Source organism: Zunongwangia profunda SM-A87 (assembly GCF_000023465.1).
GTDB lineage: Bacteria > Bacteroidota > Bacteroidia > Flavobacteriales > Flavobacteriaceae > Zunongwangia > Zunongwangia profunda.
The window spans coordinates 2,129,635-2,147,028 of sequence record NC_014041.1 but is presented as its reverse complement, the minus strand read 5'-3'; the positions used below and the strand labels follow the sequence as shown (position 1 = coordinate 2,147,028).

The 17,394-nt window shown below is 35.9% G+C and carries 16 protein-coding genes; 4 read left to right on the top strand and 12 right to left on the bottom strand.

The window, feature by feature from the left end:
• Positions 1-377 precede the first annotated feature (377 nt).
• The 5 genes from ZPR_RS09485 to ZPR_RS09465 form a co-directional block, all read right to left on the bottom strand.
• Entirely contained in the window at positions 378-1,922 is a 1,545-nt protein-coding gene (locus ZPR_RS09485) for an acyl-CoA carboxylase subunit beta (RefSeq protein WP_013071427.1), read from the bottom strand.
• 171 nt (positions 1,923-2,093) lie between these two features.
• Positions 2,094-3,548, bottom strand: a complete 1,455-nt coding sequence (accC, locus tag ZPR_RS09480) for an acetyl-CoA carboxylase biotin carboxylase subunit (protein ID WP_013071426.1) — start codon at positions 3,546-3,548, stop codon at positions 2,094-2,096.
• Between the two features lie 27 nt (positions 3,549-3,575).
• Positions 3,576-4,061: an acyl-CoA carboxylase biotin carboxyl carrier protein subunit gene (locus tag ZPR_RS09475; protein WP_013071425.1), complete on the bottom strand. Its 486-nt coding sequence runs from the start codon at positions 4,059-4,061 to the stop codon at positions 3,576-3,578.
• 202 nt (positions 4,062-4,263) lie between these two features.
• Entirely contained in the window at positions 4,264-5,601 is a 1,338-nt protein-coding gene (locus ZPR_RS09470) for an MBL fold metallo-hydrolase (protein ID WP_013071424.1), read from the bottom strand.
• A 30-nt stretch (positions 5,602-5,631) separates the two neighbouring features.
• Positions 5,632-6,501 carry a sterol desaturase family protein gene (locus tag ZPR_RS09465; protein ID WP_013071423.1) on the bottom strand — a complete coding sequence of 290 codons (870 nt, stop codon included), beginning with the start codon at positions 6,499-6,501 and terminating at the stop codon, positions 5,632-5,634.
• Between the two features lie 210 nt (positions 6,502-6,711).
• Here ZPR_RS09465 and ZPR_RS09460 point away from each other — a divergent pair, with 210 nt between their 5' ends.
• Positions 6,712-7,704, top strand: a complete 993-nt coding sequence (locus ZPR_RS09460; protein WP_013071422.1) for an aldo/keto reductase — start codon at positions 6,712-6,714, stop codon at positions 7,702-7,704.
• 51 nt (positions 7,705-7,755) lie between these two features.
• Here ZPR_RS09460 and ZPR_RS09455 read toward each other — a convergent pair whose 3' ends face one another.
• On the bottom strand, positions 7,756-8,028 hold the full coding sequence (locus ZPR_RS09455; RefSeq protein ID WP_013071421.1) for a hypothetical protein: 273 nt from the start codon (positions 8,026-8,028) through the stop codon (positions 7,756-7,758).
• Between the two features lie 443 nt (positions 8,029-8,471).
• Between ZPR_RS09455 and ZPR_RS09445 the strand changes: the two genes are divergently transcribed.
• Positions 8,472-10,034: a M1 family metallopeptidase gene (locus ZPR_RS09445; protein WP_013071420.1), complete on the top strand. Its 1,563-nt coding sequence runs from the start codon at positions 8,472-8,474 to the stop codon at positions 10,032-10,034.
• A gap of 178 nt (positions 10,035-10,212) precedes the next feature.
• On the opposite strand, the gene ZPR_RS09440 is transcribed toward ZPR_RS09445, so the two are convergent.
• Together ZPR_RS09440 and ZPR_RS09435 are read right to left on the bottom strand one after the other, a co-directional pair.
• The gene (locus ZPR_RS09440) at positions 10,213-10,758 is read right to left on the bottom strand and encodes a hypothetical protein (RefSeq protein ID WP_013071419.1); all 546 of its coding nucleotides are present in this window, start codon (positions 10,756-10,758) and stop codon (positions 10,213-10,215) included.
• Positions 10,759-10,989: 231 nt separating this feature from the next.
• Complete coding sequence (locus ZPR_RS09435) at positions 10,990-12,021, bottom strand: MBL fold metallo-hydrolase (protein WP_013071418.1); 1,032 nt, start codon at positions 12,019-12,021, stop codon at positions 10,990-10,992.
• A gap of 174 nt (positions 12,022-12,195) precedes the next feature.
• Between ZPR_RS09435 and ZPR_RS09430 the strand changes: the two genes are divergently transcribed.
• Both ZPR_RS09430 and ZPR_RS09425 read left to right on the top strand, forming a co-directional pair.
• On the top strand, positions 12,196-12,609 hold the full coding sequence (locus ZPR_RS09430; RefSeq protein WP_013071417.1) for a hypothetical protein: 414 nt from the start codon (positions 12,196-12,198) through the stop codon (positions 12,607-12,609).
• A complete protein-coding gene (locus tag ZPR_RS09425) occupies positions 12,606-12,800 on the top strand; it encodes a helix-turn-helix transcriptional regulator (protein ID WP_013071416.1) in 195 nt (64 codons plus the stop codon). The genes ZPR_RS09430 and ZPR_RS09425 overlap by 4 nt, the downstream gene beginning before the upstream one ends.
• Before the next feature lie 47 nt (positions 12,801-12,847).
• Here the strand turns inward: ZPR_RS09425 and ZPR_RS09420 are convergent, their stop codons facing one another.
• The 4 genes from ZPR_RS09420 to ZPR_RS09405 form a co-directional block, all read right to left on the bottom strand.
• Positions 12,848-13,903: a glycoside hydrolase family 43 protein gene (locus ZPR_RS09420; protein ID WP_013071415.1), complete on the bottom strand. Its 1,056-nt coding sequence runs from the start codon at positions 13,901-13,903 to the stop codon at positions 12,848-12,850.
• A gap of 80 nt (positions 13,904-13,983) precedes the next feature.
• Positions 13,984-15,024 carry a cytochrome d ubiquinol oxidase subunit II gene (locus ZPR_RS09415; RefSeq protein WP_041578815.1) on the bottom strand — a complete coding sequence of 347 codons (1,041 nt, stop codon included), beginning with the start codon at positions 15,022-15,024 and terminating at the stop codon, positions 13,984-13,986.
• A gap of 2 nt (positions 15,025-15,026) precedes the next feature.
• On the bottom strand, positions 15,027-16,328 hold the full coding sequence (locus ZPR_RS09410) for a cytochrome ubiquinol oxidase subunit I (RefSeq protein ID WP_013071413.1): 1,302 nt from the start codon (positions 16,326-16,328) through the stop codon (positions 15,027-15,029).
• A gap of 209 nt (positions 16,329-16,537) precedes the next feature.
• Positions 16,538-17,353: a sulfite exporter TauE/SafE family protein gene (locus ZPR_RS09405; RefSeq protein WP_013071412.1), complete on the bottom strand. Its 816-nt coding sequence runs from the start codon at positions 17,351-17,353 to the stop codon at positions 16,538-16,540.
• Positions 17,354-17,394: the final 41 nt, after the last annotated feature.

The following is a 17,394-nucleotide window of genomic DNA, read 5'->3' as shown; positions in this document are numbered from 1 at the left end:
CTTCTCGATTTACAAGTTTAAAGTCATTCAAAATTCAATATTTAAAATTGATTGCCTACTTCCTAATCCTTTGTTCTTTAAGTCTATTTTCTATTCTCTAACTACTCAATACTCAATACTAACTACTATATTCAAAAAAGCTCTATCGCTATAACTTCGGGATTGTTGAAATGATAATAGCATTCAAAGTTCAAGGTTCAAAAGTTCAAAGGTTCAATGTTATTGTGTCAAGAAATCTGTTTTCAGTATACACTTCACGATTTACAAGTTTAAAGCAATTCAAAATTCAACATTTAAAATTGATTGCCTCCTTCCTAATCCCTGGTTCTTTAAGTTCATTCTCTATTCTCTAACTACTAACTTCTCAATACTCCATACTATAACGGAATATTCCCATGTTTACGATCAGGCCTTAAAACGCTTTTATTTTCCAGCATACTAAAAGCTTTCAAAAGTTTTCTTCGGGTGTCCTTTGGCATAATAACCTCATCTATAAATCCGCGTTGGGCGGCTTCAAAAGGATTCGCGAATTTTTCAGCATATTCAGCCTCCTTTTCGGCTAATTTTTGTTCAGGATTTTCGGACTCCTTTATTTCTTTTCTAAAAATAATTTCACTCGCTCCTTTAGCTCCCATCACGGCAATTTCAGCACTTGGCCAGGCAAAATTCATATCGGCACCAATATGCTTACTATTCATCACGTCGTAAGCGCCACCATAAGCCTTTCGGGTAATCACGGTGACTTTCGGCACCGTCGCTTCACTAAGCGCATACAATAATTTAGCTCCATTTAGAATAATCCCATTCCATTCCTGATCGGTTCCTGGTAAGAATCCCGGCACATCGACTAAAACTAATAGCGGAATATTAAAACAATCGCAAAAACGGGTGAAACGAGCTGCTTTTTTAGAACTATCTACGTCTAAAACTCCAGCTAAGCTCATAGGCTGATTAGCAACAATTCCAATACTTCTTCCGCCTAATCTTGCAAATCCCACAATAATATTGTCAGCGTAATTCTTATGAATTTCAAGAAAAGAACCTTCATCGATAATCCCTTCGATCACCGAATGCATATCGTAAGGTTTATTAGAACTGTCGGGGATAATTTCGTCTAATTTTTCACGAATTTCATCCTTCAGTTCAAATGGCAATTTCTCAACTTTTTGTTTATTGTTTTGAGGCATATAGCTTATCAGCTTTTTAATGTCCTCCAGGCAGGTAATATCGCTATTTGCTGTTAAATGGGTGACTCCAGATTTTGTGGAATGCGTACTGGCCCCGCCCAATTCTTCAGAAGTTACATTTTCGTTTGTAACGGTTTTTACCACATTTGGTCCGGTAACAAACATATAGCTGGTATCCTCTACCATGATCGTAAAATCGGTCATAGCAGGAGAATACACGGCACCACCGGCACAAGGCCCCATGATCGCTGATATCTGCGGAATCACTCCGGATGCTTTTACATTGCGATGGAAAATATCGGCATAACCACCAAGCGACTTTACTCCTTCCTGAATTCTGGCTCCACCAGAATCATTTAAACCTATCATTGGCGCACCGGTTTTTACTGCAAGATCCATTACTTTGCAAATCTTCTCGGCATGAGTCTCAGAAAGCGCTCCACCAAAAACTGTAAAATCCTGAGCAAAAACATAAACCAATCGGCCATTGATTGTGCCGTACCCGGTTACCACACCATCACCATAATACTTTTGCTCCTGCATCCCAAAATCGGTTGTACGATGTGTTACTAAAATCCCGATTTCTTCAAAGGAGCCCTCATCAAGTAAATAATCGATTCGTTCCCTTGCCGTAAGCTTCTTCTTTTCGTGCTGTTTTGCTATTCGCTTTTCACCTCCTCCAAGATGTGCCTGTTTTATTTTTTGGTGTAGTTGCTCTATATTTTTCTTACTCATAGATATAATTTTAAGCTTTTAGCCGTTAGCGCTCAGCTATTAGCGATAATGCTATAGCATTCAAAATTTAAAACTCGAGGTTTAAAAACGGTATTGCCTCTTGCCTCATTTTTCATGCTTCTGAAAAAAGCACATTTTCAAATTATCAAATTTCATAATTGATCACTCTAACTATGCTCTGGCTTCAGTAATTGGTAATCTTAGCTTTTTTTGATCTTGTAAATATTGCTTTAGGGCAACCAATGCGGCTAGCTTCGATTCTTCTTCAACTTCATTTTGAAGTTTTTCAGGCGAATAATAGTTCTTTACAAAATGGGTATCAAATTTCCCTGAAGTAAAGGCTTCATGTTCAAACACAAACTTTCCAAAACTTAAAGTCGTCGAAACACCTTCTACCTGATAGTCATTAATCGCTTTGATCATTAACTGGATAGCTTCTTCTCGATTTTTTCCGTAGGTAATTAATTTTGCCAGCATAGGATCATAATAGATTGGCACATCCATCCCTTCTTCAAATCCATTATCTACCCGAATTTTCTCTCCGTGCGGAAGTTGATATTTCTCCAATTTCCCAACGCTTGGCAGGAAATTATCCATAGCATCTTCGGCATATACCCTTAATTCTAACGCATGCCCTTTAATTTTTAAATCCTCTTGTTTGATGCTAAGCACCTCTCCCCTTGCAATTTTAATCTGCTCTTCTACCAAATCGACCCCAGTGATAAACTCGGTTACGGGATGTTCTACCTGAAGTCGAGTATTCATCTCTAAGAAATAAAAGTTTCGGTTTTCATCAAACAAGAACTCTACCGTTCCGGCTCCTACATAATCACAGGCTTCAGCAACTCGTACTGCCGCTTTACCCATTTCCTCTCTAAGTTTAGCATCTAAAACCACTGATGGTGCTTCCTCGATTACTTTTTGATGACGACGCTGCACCGAGCATTCCCGTTCAAATAAATGCAATGTATTTCCGTGGGTATCGGCCAACACCTGAATCTCGATATGTCGCGGCGAAGCCACATATTTTTCAATAAAAACTGAACCATCGCCAAAAGCAGATTTGGCTTCACTTATTGCTCGTTTCATTTGGTCTTCCAGATCTTTTTCCTGCTCGACCACTCGCATTCCTTTTCCGCCACCACCAGCCGAAGCTTTTATCAAAATAGGATAGCCAATTTCTGCAGCGATCTTTTTAGCTTTTTTGGTATCGGTAATAGCTTCATCGATCCCGGGAACCATAGGAATATCGTATTTTTTCACCGCATCTTTGGCAGCGAGTTTGCTTCCCATAATTCGGATGGCTTTACTACGCGGACCGATAAACGAGATCCCGGCCTCTTCTACCGCTTCGGCAAAATCGGCATTCTCACTTAAAAATCCGTATCCGGGATGAATTCCGTCTACATTTAATTGCTTGCAAACTTCAATGATTTTATTACCTAATAAATAAGATTGATTTGATGGTGCCGGTCCAACGCAAACCGCTTCATCAGCAAATTTTACGTGGGGTGCATTCCTATCGGCTTCAGAAAAAATGGCAACGGTTTTGATACCCATTTTCTGAATACTTTTCATTATCCGCAGGGCAATCTCACCACGGTTAGCCACTAATATTTTTTTCATTTTTTGTTCTTTTTTATGGAATAAGAATTATTCCATTTCGATAAGCAACTGGTTTTTCTCTACGGTTTCGCCTTTATTAATTTGAATACTTTTTACCACGCCTTCTCGGGGCGCCGTAATCGTATTTTCCATCTTCATAGCTTCCAAAACCAGTAAAAAATCGCCTTCTTTCACCTGGCTTCCTTTTTCTACATTCACCTCGAGAATGAGCCCCGGCATTGGAGCTTTAATATCATTTATAAGTTGTGCTGAACCTAAAGAAAGTCCCATTTTTTCGATCAAAAGATCTAAATCGTTTGCAATATCGATAGTATACATATTTGAATTGATCTTTATCGAATATTGCCTTTTTAGAAAATCGCTTTTCTCTACGGAAGCTTTAAAAGATTTATGCTGGTGAAGTATATGAAAACTTGAATTTTCATTTGTCTGAATATCCAACTCCATAATTTGATTTTCGGAAAATTCAAATTCAGATGTATCATTCACTTTAACCTTAAATATTTTCTCCATATTTGAGCAATTTTGACCTGTTTTCCCTAACAAACCTTGTAAATATAGAAAATTAATAAGGCTTTTACTGAAGGATTAATAATTTATTAATATTCTAAAAATTTATTTTAAAATGATCGAATTCCAGTAAAAAGAAAAATCCCAACTTCCTTTAGAAATTGGGATTTCTCCAAAAAATATAAAAAATAAATCTTGATAAGACTTATTTAAAATCTTTTACCGCATCACTAAGATCAAAAACAGTAGCTACGCTTAATTGTTCATCGATGATACTGCTTCCGGCTGCTGAACGGTATCCGCCGGCACAATGCACAACAATTGGTTTATCGGTAGGAATTTCATCAGTACGATTTCTTAATTCGTTTAACGGAATCGCAATCGCACTTTCGAAAAACTTTCCTTCGGCAACTTCTGAAGCATTTCTTATATCCACAATGGTGTATTCTGAAGGATGCTCTTTAAAATCTTCTACTTCTAGAAATTCCATAGATCCTTCCAGGTTTTCAGCAAGTGTGATTACTGCTTTTAGCTGCTTTTCGTAACCAATTTTAGCTACACGCTCTAAAAGTGCATCGATATTTTCTACGGAAGGAACTACTAAATAATAATCTTCTTCAGGCTGAATAATCGCTCCCAGCCAGGTTTCAAACTTTTGCTTGGGTGAAGTTGCCATTATGTTGATACTTCCAGGTAAATGCGATTTTTTAAAATCGTCCCCACCCCTGGTATCTACAATCATTAATCCTTCTTCAACTTCATCGACATTTAGAAAAATCGGAACATTATATTTTGCTTTTTGCACGTTTAAAGCTCCGGTTTTATTCACATCTACATCAAAACCAAAATAAGAAGGAATAAACGGCTGATCTTTTAAAATCTCTTCTACAAATTCTTCTTCACTTTGTTCTTTAAAAGCCCAGTTTCCCATACGCTCATTTCCTAGCGTACTTGAAGAATCACTGCTCATATTTTTACCACACAATGAACCTGCTCCGTGTGCAGGATATACTAAAGCATCATCCGGCAAATCATTAAATTTAGTTTGCATCGTATTGTACATATCTTTAGCGAGCTCGATACGTTTGGCTTTCATATTTCCTGCATTTTCTCGAAGATCGGGACGTCCAACATTACCAATAAATAACGTATCCCCGGTAAAAAGTGCGGTTTCTTCTCCTTCTTTGGCCACCACGGTTATACTATCTGGACTATGCCCCGGCGTATTTAAAGCGCTGAAGTTTACTTTCCCTAATTGAAAGCTATCACCTTCATCAAAACTTTTATGATCATAATCTGCTCCCACCAATTTGCTCACAAAAATCGTTGCTGTAGTCTCTTCATGAATTTGTAAATGACTACTTATAAAATCGGCATGTGGATGCGTTTCGAAAACCGCAACTATCTTTGCGTTATGTGCTTCAGCAAAGACATAGTATGGCATTGGGTTTCTTGATGGATCTACAATTGCCATTTGGCCTTCACTTACAATAGCATACGAATAATGAGCTAAAGCTTCGTCATTAAACTGTTCTATGATCATTTCTCTATCTTTTATTAATTTGATTCTTTATTATTTTTTAAACGGAAAAGTCATCTGGTCTTTAAAATTTTTCGGAAAATCTTCGTCTCCCTCAAACCCCAGTTCGATGCTTTTTCCACTCTTTGGAATATAGGCTGTTTTAAAAATATAATCCCAAATACTTAAACTGAGTCCAAAGTTCATTCCGTAGGGATAAGCTTCGGGTAATTCTTTAGAATGATGCCAGATATGCATTTTAGGATTATTAAAAATATATCCTAAAAATCCATAATTCCAACCCACATTGGCATGGTTAAGATGCCCCACTAGCACACTAAACATATGTATGATAAAAAACTCCTGAATGCCAAAACCAATCATAGCAAGTGGTATATACTGCGCGGTTTTATACACTATGGTTTCCATGAAATGAAATCTGAACTGGGCAGCAAAACCCATTTCTTTCACGCTGTGGTGAACTTTATGAAATTGCCACAACCACGGGCGTTTATGTAATTGTCGATGAACATTCCACTGTATAAAATCGGCAATTACAAACATAATAAGTAATTGTGTCCACACCGGTAGGTTCTGTATGTTTATGGCTACCAAATTTTCGATTCCAAAAACTCCCAAAAAATCATTGAAAAGCGCCACGCCTACATTCGATAACGCATTGTAGCCAATCAATGAAAACAGGAAGAAATTGAAAAGAATATAAAAACCATCAAGCCAAAAACCTTTTCTAAAAATCGGCTGACTTTTACGCCAGTGCAATGCAATCTCTAAAATCCAAACAACTAATGAAATGGCAATAAGCCAGTAAAAATAATTGGTCCAGGAAGGAGTTGTAATCTCCTGCACCAGATAATTAAAATATCCGGTAAACGAATCCTGAATTATTTTTAGGTATTTCTCCATTGCTAATTTGTTCAGGACAAAAGTAACCAAAAGCTATGGTTAGACCAGTAACTTTTGTTACAGTCCTCCTATGTACATATTTACTAAAAACTAAATATCCTTTAACAATTGCAACCCTTTAGTTTAAAACGAATGTTATAAGGCGTTAAATACCCTAATCATCTATCAATACTTTTTTATTTTCATTCTAAAATTCAGAAAAAGAAAAATATGAGTAGTAAGAAAAATTTAAAATTAGAGAAACTTGCATTTGGCGGTGTAGCCATAGGTACCGGTTTCGAAAAAGTAAATGATAAACAATCTGAAGAAACCTTAGAAGCGGCGTGGGAATGCGGAATAAGACAATACGATACTTCTCCCTGGTATGGTTTAGGCTTAAGTGAGCGCAGAATGGGTCATTTTCTTAAAAATAAAAAAAGAGAAGAGTATATCCTATCAACAAAAGTGGGACGATTGTTTACTCCCACTAAAAACATTCCTGAAACGCAATGGGTAGATCCTTCTCCGTTTGATTATCGTTATGATTATACAGCAGCAGGGGTTCGAAGATCTGTAGAAGATAGTTTGCAGCGTCTTGGTGTAGAAAGTATCGATTATGCTTTTATCCATGATCTTTCTCCAGATAACAATGCTGATCTTGGTGACTGGGAAAAACATTTTGACATCGCTAAAAAAGGAGCGATGCCAGAACTTACCAAAATGCGAGAAGAAGGCCTTATTAAAGGTTGGGGACTTGGTGTAAATACCGTAGAACCAATTATAAGGACAATTGATTATGCCGATCCAGATTTGTTTGTCTCCGCAATTCAATATTCTATGATCGACCATAAAGATTCTTTAGATCGCTTATTTCCAAAAGTTGAAGAAAGCGGTGTTGGGTTAATCGTTGCTGCTCCTTTTAATGCTGGTTTATTAAGCGGACAAAAACGTTACAACTATGCGGGAGAAATGCCTGAAGATGTGGATTCACGCTATAAAAAAATCATCAAAGTGGCCGATAAATACAAGGTAGATCTGGCTAAAGCCGCCATTCAATTCTCTTATGCGCCAAAAGTTGTCGATACTGTTTTAGTAGGTGCAAGTAAACCTTATCAACCAATTGAGAATGAGAAAGCGCTTAATGTAAAGATTCCAAAAGATTTTTGGGTAGATCTTAAAAGCGAAGGATTAATCGACGAACGTTGTGAAACTCCGCAATTCTAGGATATAAAAAATTTATACTGAAAAGGCCGCTTTTTAATTAGAAGCGGCTTTTTATTTATCCTTTCTATACTTATCATATTTCTTAATTAATCTTCTTAAAGAAGAAAAAGCTAAACCATAGCTTGAAGTTACAATTCCAAAACCTGAATCCTCAGTTTCTTTAACTTCATTGGTAGCCGTAGACTGGGATTTAGAAATTAATTCTAAAGTATTTAAATCGTAAATCCAAATTTTAGTAACAGATTCATTCTTTTTTATACTAGTTCCATAATCTCTGGAAAAAGTAAAAGATCCAGCTTCGTCTTTAAGCTTTAACGTGCTCACATTAATCAAAAAGTCACATTCAGTAAACTCCCTGATATGCGCTAACTCTTTTTTAGAAGGGATGTAATGGAAAATCTTTAGTTTTAAGTTTATTCTCTAAGTTTAAACAAAAGGAATCATAGAGCAAAGAATCTACTATTACTTCTAAAAAACAATCTTTGGTAACGCTTTGAACATGTGCTTTAGAGTCTAGATTCGTAAAATTTTGATTTAAAATCCATTTTCCTTTAGAAAAATCGATTGCTTTTCCACGATCGAAATTATAGTTATATTTTGTTCCGCAAGAAGTTAAATATATAAAAATCACCAAAAAAACACACGAAACTTAAATACTCTCAACATCAACGCTTTAGAATTTAAATTAAATTTAAAAACATTTTAAATTTACCAAAGTTTTTTCAACGGCACAAAAGCCTTAATTTTAACGTTCTAAAATCGATCGTATGAAACGCAACTTTTCTCTTTTCTGTTTACTGAATTTTCTTGCTCCTGTCTTATTATTGGCACAAAACCCAAAAGTAGATATTCTGGAGTATGAATTTCATCTTAAACTAAATGATGAAAACGATGTGATTAAAGGAAATGCAATTATCGATTTTCAATACAATGAAGATGCAGATGTTTTAGAACTTGATTTTGCTGCCGAAGAAAACGGCAAAGGAATGATTATCGACAGTATTCTTCAAAATGGAAAACAATTAAAGTTTCAGCATTCACAGGAAAAATTAAATATCAATACCTCTTCCGAAGATGAAATTTCAATTTTTTACCATGGAATTCCTGAAGATGGACTCATCATTAGTGAAAATAAATATGGAGATCGTACTTTCTTTGGTGATAACTGGCCTAATCGTGCTCACCTTTGGCTCCCCTTAATTGATCACCCTTCAGATAAAGCGAAAGTTTCTTTTTACGTTACGGCGCCGTCAAAATATCAGGTAGTGGCTACAGGAACACTTCAGGAAATTACCAATATTGATGATGAAAATTCTCTGTATGTGTATGCAACCCCGCTAGAATTACCTACTAAAGTGATGGTGATTGGTGTGGCTGAATTTGCCGTTCAACATTTAGGCGAGATTGCTAAAATTCCACTATCTTCATGGGTATATCCTGAAAATAAAGAAGCTGGTTTTTACGATTATGCACAGGCTGAAGAAATTTTACAGTTTTTTTCTGAGAAAATAGCACCTTTCCCTTTTACAAAATTAGCCAACGTACAATCCACAACGCGTTATGGCGGTATGGAAAATGCCGGAAATATTTTTTATTTTGAGAATTCGGTTGATGGTAAACGCTCTTCTGAGTTTCTATTGGCACACGAAATTGCACATCAGTGGTTTGGAGATTCGGCTTCAGAAGATGACTGGTCACATCTTTGGTTAAGTGAGGGTTTTGCAACTTATTTTACCGATTTATATGCCGAGCATCAATATGGAAAATCAAAACTAGACGAAAAATTACAACAAGAGCGTCGCCAGGTAATTGGGTTTAGCCAGAGTACTAAAACAGCAGTAATCGATAGTTCTCGTACGAATTTAATGGAATTATTGAATCCTAACTCCTATCAAAAGGGAGCCTGGATTTTGCACATGTTACGTAGAAAAGTGGGGGATGAAAATTTCTGGAAGACTATACAGCAATACTATCAAAAATATAAATTCAGCAATGCAACTTCAGAAGATTTAAAAGTTGAATTCGAAGCAGTTTCAGGCATTAATTTAAACCAGTTTTTCAAGCAATGGTTAACACAATATGGGCAGCCAAAGATAAAACTAGAATATTCCTATAAAAACGGAAAATTAAAAATCACCGTTCAACAACTTCAAAAAAATGATTTTGAATTCCCAATAGAACTTCAGTTAAATTATGCTACAAAAGATGCTGAAATTATCGATTTTAACATCACAAAAAAGAAAGAAACTTTTGAGATTGAAACCTCAGAAAAACCGATTTCCATAGACTTAGACCCAAATACCAATCTATTGTTCGAAGAAGCTTTATAAGCTAAGTTCAATATTAACCTGATTTCGATATAAAAGTTTGTGCAGGCATTTTGGTTCATTGAGTGAATTTTAAAGAAAAATTTGTATCGAAATGCTACCAAAATGGAAACTTCGATACAAAATCTTTTGCCAAGATTTCACTCAGTCTCCGAAATTTTCTCAGATCGAACTCAGGTTATTAGTCCACAATCATAAACATTGAAGGAAAGCGGGTAGAATATCGAATTTTAAATTGTAGACCATCGAGTTTTACCGTTATTCTTCTGCCCTTATAATTAATCGATTTTCTCAATAATGTTTCGCGAAAATAAGGATCAATCTTTTTCCCCTGTTCTTCGTAAGTTCCGTAATTATTCTGGTAATGAAAAATTGCAAAATCTTCGTAGCCATTAGTGGTAAAAACCTGTGTTACCCGACGTTCTTCACTAACCACTGCGATTGTTTCCTTATGTGAATCTTGAATAAGAATTTTGGCTAACTGGTGATTTCCTCCTTCAGCAAAATGCTCTAAAACAATGGCAAAACCGGTAATCCCAACCACCAGAATAAGCTGCATTACACTCACCAAAATGTAAGTGATTGGATCTTTTTTAAAAGAGCCTTTGTCTACTTCTTCAGATCTAATGATGATCCCTAAAAGAAAAATAGACAGGCCTAAGAAAATAAAAAGCAGACTTATACCTTTTACAAAAGCATAGTAATATACCAAATGGGTGAATAACATCTTGATTAAAAAACCAACAAACAGGAGTAAAAACCCAATAAAATGTCTTTTTTTTAGCAAGTTTCGAATATAAATATCTTTTAAATTAAAAAAGTAATTAATACTAGCTACTTAAAGATCGTATTATATTAAATAAGACCTTTTGGACAAACCCATAAAGTATGAACTTAAAAAAAATTTACAATTTCAAGATATCACTAATTATTGAGAGCAGTTCATAAACATTTTTGTTTATTCAAAATCCCACCAAACTTCCTGATTAAATTCCTGATTGAGTTGATATAACTCACCAATCTTAGGGCTTACATAAGGAAGTCCTTCTTCGTCGGCAGCTTTTTTAAAGCGTTTTATAGGTTGATTCCAGGGATGCATCGCTAACGTAAATTTTGCCCAGTGAACAGGGATTACTCTTTTGGCTTTTAAATCCTTGGCAGTTTTCACCATTTCTTCGGGGAAATTATGAATTTGCGGCCAGTTTTCACCGTATTGCCCGCATTCCAAAATCGCCAGATCAAATGGTCCAAATGTATCACCAATCTCCTTAAATTGAGGACTATAACCAGAGTCGCCACCCAAGTATAATTTGTAACCAAAAACTTCTAAAACAAAAGAAGACCAAAGCGTGTTTCCTCGTTTAAACAAACGTCCCGAAAAATGTCTTGCAGGTGTGGCGGTTATTTTAAAATCGTTCATGATTTCTAGCGATTCCCACCAGTTTAACTCGGTTATCATTGCTTCAGCATATCCCCAATACTCTAAATGAGCACCAACCCCCAAAGAACAAACTATCCGTTTTACTTTGTTTTTGAGTTTTGTAATGGTTGGATAATCCAAGTGATCATAATGGTCGTGGGTAAGTATCAACATATCTATTTCAGGCATATCGTCTACACCGTATTCATTAGCACCATCATAAGCTTTACCAAAGAAAGAGACCGGCGAAGCATATCCACTAAATACAGGATCTACCAAAATAGTATAGTCATTTATTTTTAGGAAATAAGAAGAATGTCCAAACCATACAAAAGCAGGTTTTCCTACTTCAATACCATTAAGGTTTGTCTTTACAAAGGGTATTTTTTTTGAAGGATTTACAGATTTTGGCCGATTACGCATATCTTTCATCATCTTAAACATCGATACATTATTGGGGTTTACCGATGTTTCTTCTATATTTTTAAAGCTTCCGTCTTTATAATTTTCACACTGCTTAATTCTTTCTAATCGTTTACCAGATGGGGCTTTTCCAAATTGTTTCATCATAATTGTTGAGGTATAACAACATTTTTAAATGTTGATTTATAAATATATCTATTAACGATTAATTGGGTTAATAATTATTTGTAAAAAATAAAAATGTAAATAAAACTTGACATTTGTAAAAAGATAATTATATTTGTAAAATAAACTTTACTTTTAGTTAAATACATTTTACTTATGAAAGCAGAGAAAAATAATTGGCAAAGCGAGCTAAAAAAGAATACTAAAGCGCTGGCCATGTGGACTTTTTTGTGGGTTTTCACATTAGCATTTGTTGCATTTGGCCCAAAATTTATCTGGAATGATAATAAAATCATCACAATAGTGATGATCATTGTAAACACACTTGTAGGGGTAGGCATGATTTTAATTAATCGCAAACATCTAAACAGCCAGGATCCTTTGCAACGTAAAATAACTATGGATGCTATGGCTATAACTTTAGGTATTACATTAATTTTAGGAATTAGTTATTCTATGTTGGATATAACTAATTTAATTACTTTTAATGCAGAAATTTCACATTTGGTTTTCATTATGGGAATCACCTATTTAATCGCAATGCTAATAGGAAATGCTCGTTACAAATGAAAAATAGGATTAAAGTATTACGAGCTGAAAAGAACATCACGCAGGCAGAACTCGCCAATCGCGTTGAAGTTTCCAGGCAAACGATAAACGCTATCGAAAAAGGCAAATTTGATCCCAGTTTACCTTTGGCGTTTAAGATTGCCAGGTTATTTAACCTGAAAATTGAAGACATCTTTCAGGATGAAGAATAGAAAAAGCGCCGATTGGCGCTTTTTTATTGATAAAATATTTTTACAGGTTAATCGGCGATATCCTGACCAAAATCCGGGAAACCTTTTTCATCCCAAGTAAAGGTTTTTGCTCTTGTGTGGCGATTAAAGTCATAAAGAGAGTTGCCTCTTATTTTTTCGTAAACGCGAGCATGATAGATCAAAACATCGGTTTCTCCATCCTCCGCAATTGTAAATGAGTTATGTCCGGGACCAAATCTTCTCAATTCTGCATTAGTAGCGAATACTGGTTTTTCAGATTTATGCCATGATTCCGGATTCATTAAATCGGAATCCTCATCTGCCCATAATAATCCCATCGCATAATTTGAATCGGTAGCACTAGCCGAATAGGTCATAAAAATTTTATCATTTCTTTTAATCACCGCCGGACCTTCATTTACAAAATAACCTATACGTTCCCAGTCGTATTCTGGATGTGTAATCTCAATTTCTTCACCTTTTAAACTGGTTGGCGTTTCCATTTTAGATAATAAAATCGAAGTTCCACCCTCTTCCCGAACCGCTTGCGCCCAGGCAAGATATTGTTCGCCATTATGCTTAAAAGTTGTAGCATCTAAAGAAAAAGAATCTCTATTGGTTTCAATTTGACCTTCTTCCTTCCATTCTCCCGTCATAGGATCTTCAGCTTCATTGGATAGTACGAACATCCTTATTTTCCAAATATCTTCAGCTTGTCCTGCAGCAAAATAAACATACCATTTTCCATCGATTTTGTGTAATTCAGGCGCCCAGATGTGATGACTCATCAACCCGTTTTCATGCTTATTCCAAATTACTTTTGGTTCGGCTGTTCCAAGACCATTTATTGTTTTAGATTGACGCATTTCTATGCGATCGTATTCTGGCGCAGTCGCAATAAAATAATACGTGCCATCTTCATCTTTAAAAACCCACGGATCGGCACGCTGAGCTACGATAGGATTATGATAAGTGATTTCTTTAGATGGCTCTTCAGAAATAGCTTTTTCTCGGTCGTTACTTTCAGCTGTATTGCAACTGAAAATTACGATCGACATTACATAAAGTAGAATGTGTTTTAAGCGATAGAATTTTGTCGTCATTTGAAAGATTATAAATTTGATGTCTAATATCTAACATTTTGACAAAAAATAAAAGATAAGTGCGAAATTTACACTTAAAATTATTTCTGAAATTGCTGCTCGTCCCTATCAAAGATCTTTATCATTTTAAATGACTTCATTAAGTGGAATAAGCCAGGTAAAATAATTCCGCCACCAATAATTAAAGATATCCCCAAAACCATAATTACACTATCTGGCGAAATATCTTCTAAAAGACTAATTTCTTGTGATGAGGTTATAATTACATAAGGAAAATGGGCAACTAATGCTGCAAAAAGCACTAAGACTACTTGCAAGCCAGCGAAATACCGACTTAAAATTCGGCGACCGGCACGTATAAACTTCCAAAGTGGAATCAAAAGAATTCCTGAAAGAATAATGCAGATTATGGAAATAGGATTGGTGACGAAATCTCTGATAAATGCTATTTCACTAAAAAATCCATACGCGATTAATACAAATCCAAGTACAACTAAAACCGCTGTTGAAATCTTAGATTTTTGGATATACATATTTCGAATATCACCTTCACTCTCCCCTATTAATAAGGTAGACGCTAAGAATGCACAAAGGGAGGCATAAAATAATCCCACTAGAATACCAAATCCATTAAACCACGGTGCCATAAACAAATCGTAAAACCCGTAATTGGTGTAATCTTCGGTAACCACTAATTTTCCACCAACCAGAGCTGCAAAACACATTCCCAAAAAAATGGGGGTGATAAAGCTGGAAAATCTAAATAAGCCATTGTACACTAATTGTGATTTATCCTGAAAGGCATCATAATGCCTAAAAACAAAAGATACCCCACGCATAGTTATTCCTAAAAGTACCAGAGTTAGCGGCACGTGCAAATAAATAATTATGATATTAAAGTATACAGGAAAAGCGATCCATAAAATAACGATCAGGATGATTAACCAAATATGGTTAGCTTCCCAAATTGGCCCCATCACACGATAAATGGTATCGCGATTTACTTTTTTATTTTCTCTGGATGAAAACAATTCGACTATGCCGGCACCAAAATCAGCTCCACCCAAAAGCACGTAAAGCAGTAATGAAAACAGTAAGAAAAATAACACTACGTATAACATAATTAATCTTTTTGGGTGTTTAGGGCTTTTATTTGTCGCTGCATTAACCAGGTTACCGTAAGGGCTAAAAGGATATAAACACCAACATACATAAAGAAGCTAAATTTTATTCCCGGCATTGGTGTAACCGCATCACTGGTTCTCATGATCTGATAGATGATCCAGGGTTGGCGACCAACCTCGGTCACTACCCAGCCGGCTTCCAGGGCCAGAAAACCAAGCGGAGCCAATAACATAAAAAACCACCAGTATTTTTTACTATCCATCCAGGATTTCTTTTTAAGGCTTATAAAAAACAGGATTCCGGCTAAAGCAAGTAAAGTACCAATCCCAACCATCACCTGAAATGCATAATGTACAATAGCTACAGGCGGAATTTCCTCTTCTGGAAATTCATTTAATCCTTTTACTTCAGCATCAAAATCACCAAAAGCTAGAAAAGAAAGTGCCTTCGGGATTTCGATTTTATAATTCACTTCTTTTTTTTCTTCATCTACTATTCCTCCTATAAATAATGGAGCTCCTTTTTCGGTTTCAAAATGCGCTTCCATCGCGGCCAATTTTACGGGTTGTCGTTCAGCCACATCTTTAGCAGAAATATCCCCACTTATAGGTTGTAAGAGCGCAGCAATCGCTCCAAAAGAAATAGCGATCTTAAATGCACTTTTATGAACCGCTACGGCTTTCCCCCTTAAGATCTGAAAAGCATGAATTCCGGCAACACCAAAACTTGTCGCTACGAAAGCAGCCAGCGTCATATGCAGTGCTTGCGAAAACCAGGCCGGGTTGAGTAGCGCCTGTATAGGATCCACATTAGTAAATTGGCCGTTAACATAGTCAAAACCACTGGGGGCATTCATCCAACCATTTGCTGCGACCACTAAAATTCCCGAAAGAACGCCAGAAACTCCTATGATCACTCCGGTAAACCAGTGAAATTTCTCCGGAAGCTTATTCCACCCATAGAGGTAAAATCCTAAAGCTATCGCTTCCACAAAAAAGGCTGCTCCTTCTAACGAAAATGGCATTCCAATAATAGGACCTGCATGTTTCATAAATTCTGGCCATAGCATTCCTAATTCAAAAGAAAGTGCGGTACCCGAAACTGCACCCGTCACGAAAAAAATGGCGACTCCTTTAAGCCAGGCTTTTGTAAGTTTTAGGTAAACGGGGTTTCTGGTCTTTAACCATTTATGGTGAGAAACCACCATAAAAAATGGCATCACCATACCAATACAGGCAAAAATAATATGAAAGCCTAATGTAAAGGCCATTTGAAGGCGGGCGTAATCTAAATTTTCCATTTATTTGGTTTTGAAACACACTGTTTATAAGCGTATTATCATTATGAGGAAAAACGTTATAATTACCTTTAAATTTAAGCAATAATGAAGTCTGGAGCTTAGTAAAATCGGGAAAATTAACCTTAACTTTTGTTAAATATGATTTTTTACTTCTCCTTAAAGAATAATTGAGAATCTTTCGTTAAAAAGCTAATCTCTGTGCGTAACTATTAAATTCCACTTCCTGAAAGTTCCATATACAAAATATAGATCCCCATGATCAATACCATCCAACCAAAAGCTTTCTTAAGTTTCTGTGAATTGATAAACCGGCTCAAATAAATCCCAAAGAAAATTCCCACTATAGAAATTATAGTAAAAAGAAGTAGGAAAAACCAGTCTACATTAAGATGGCCAAGATCGCCTAAAAAACCAATAATAGAGTTTATTGCAATGATAAAAAGGGACGTCCCAACCGCTTCCTTCATATTTAAGCCGGCCAAAAATACCAGTATGGGAACAATGATAAAGCCGCCTCCAGCACCAACCAGCCCGGTAACCAAACCAGTTAAAGCACCTAGTAGGATCATTAATCCATTATTAGATTCGTTAGGTTCATTTTCACAGTCTACACATTCTTTTTTCTTTTTTAAAATCATTGAAGCCGATGCTACCAGCATTAAAATAGCAAAAAAGCTCATAATCATTAGATCTTTGGTAAGCTCAAAATTTCCAAAATTCGCAATATGATGCGGAATTGCCGGTAATAAATATTTACGTGTAGAAAAAATGCTAATAACCGCCGGAAGGGCAAAAATTAAAGAACTTTTAAAATCTATCCTTCCCTTGTTAAAATTATCTATCGCCCCTACAGCCGAACTCGATCCAACAACAAAAAGCGAATAAGCAGTAGCGGTAACCGGATTAATATGCAATATATATACAAAAACAGGAACGGTAAGAATCGATCCTCCACCGCCGGTTAAGCCTAGTACCAAACCGATAATTAATGCACCTACAAATCCTAAAATCTGAGTTATCTCCATTCTTACAATTTCTGGAACAAATATATCGGGCTTTATTAAAT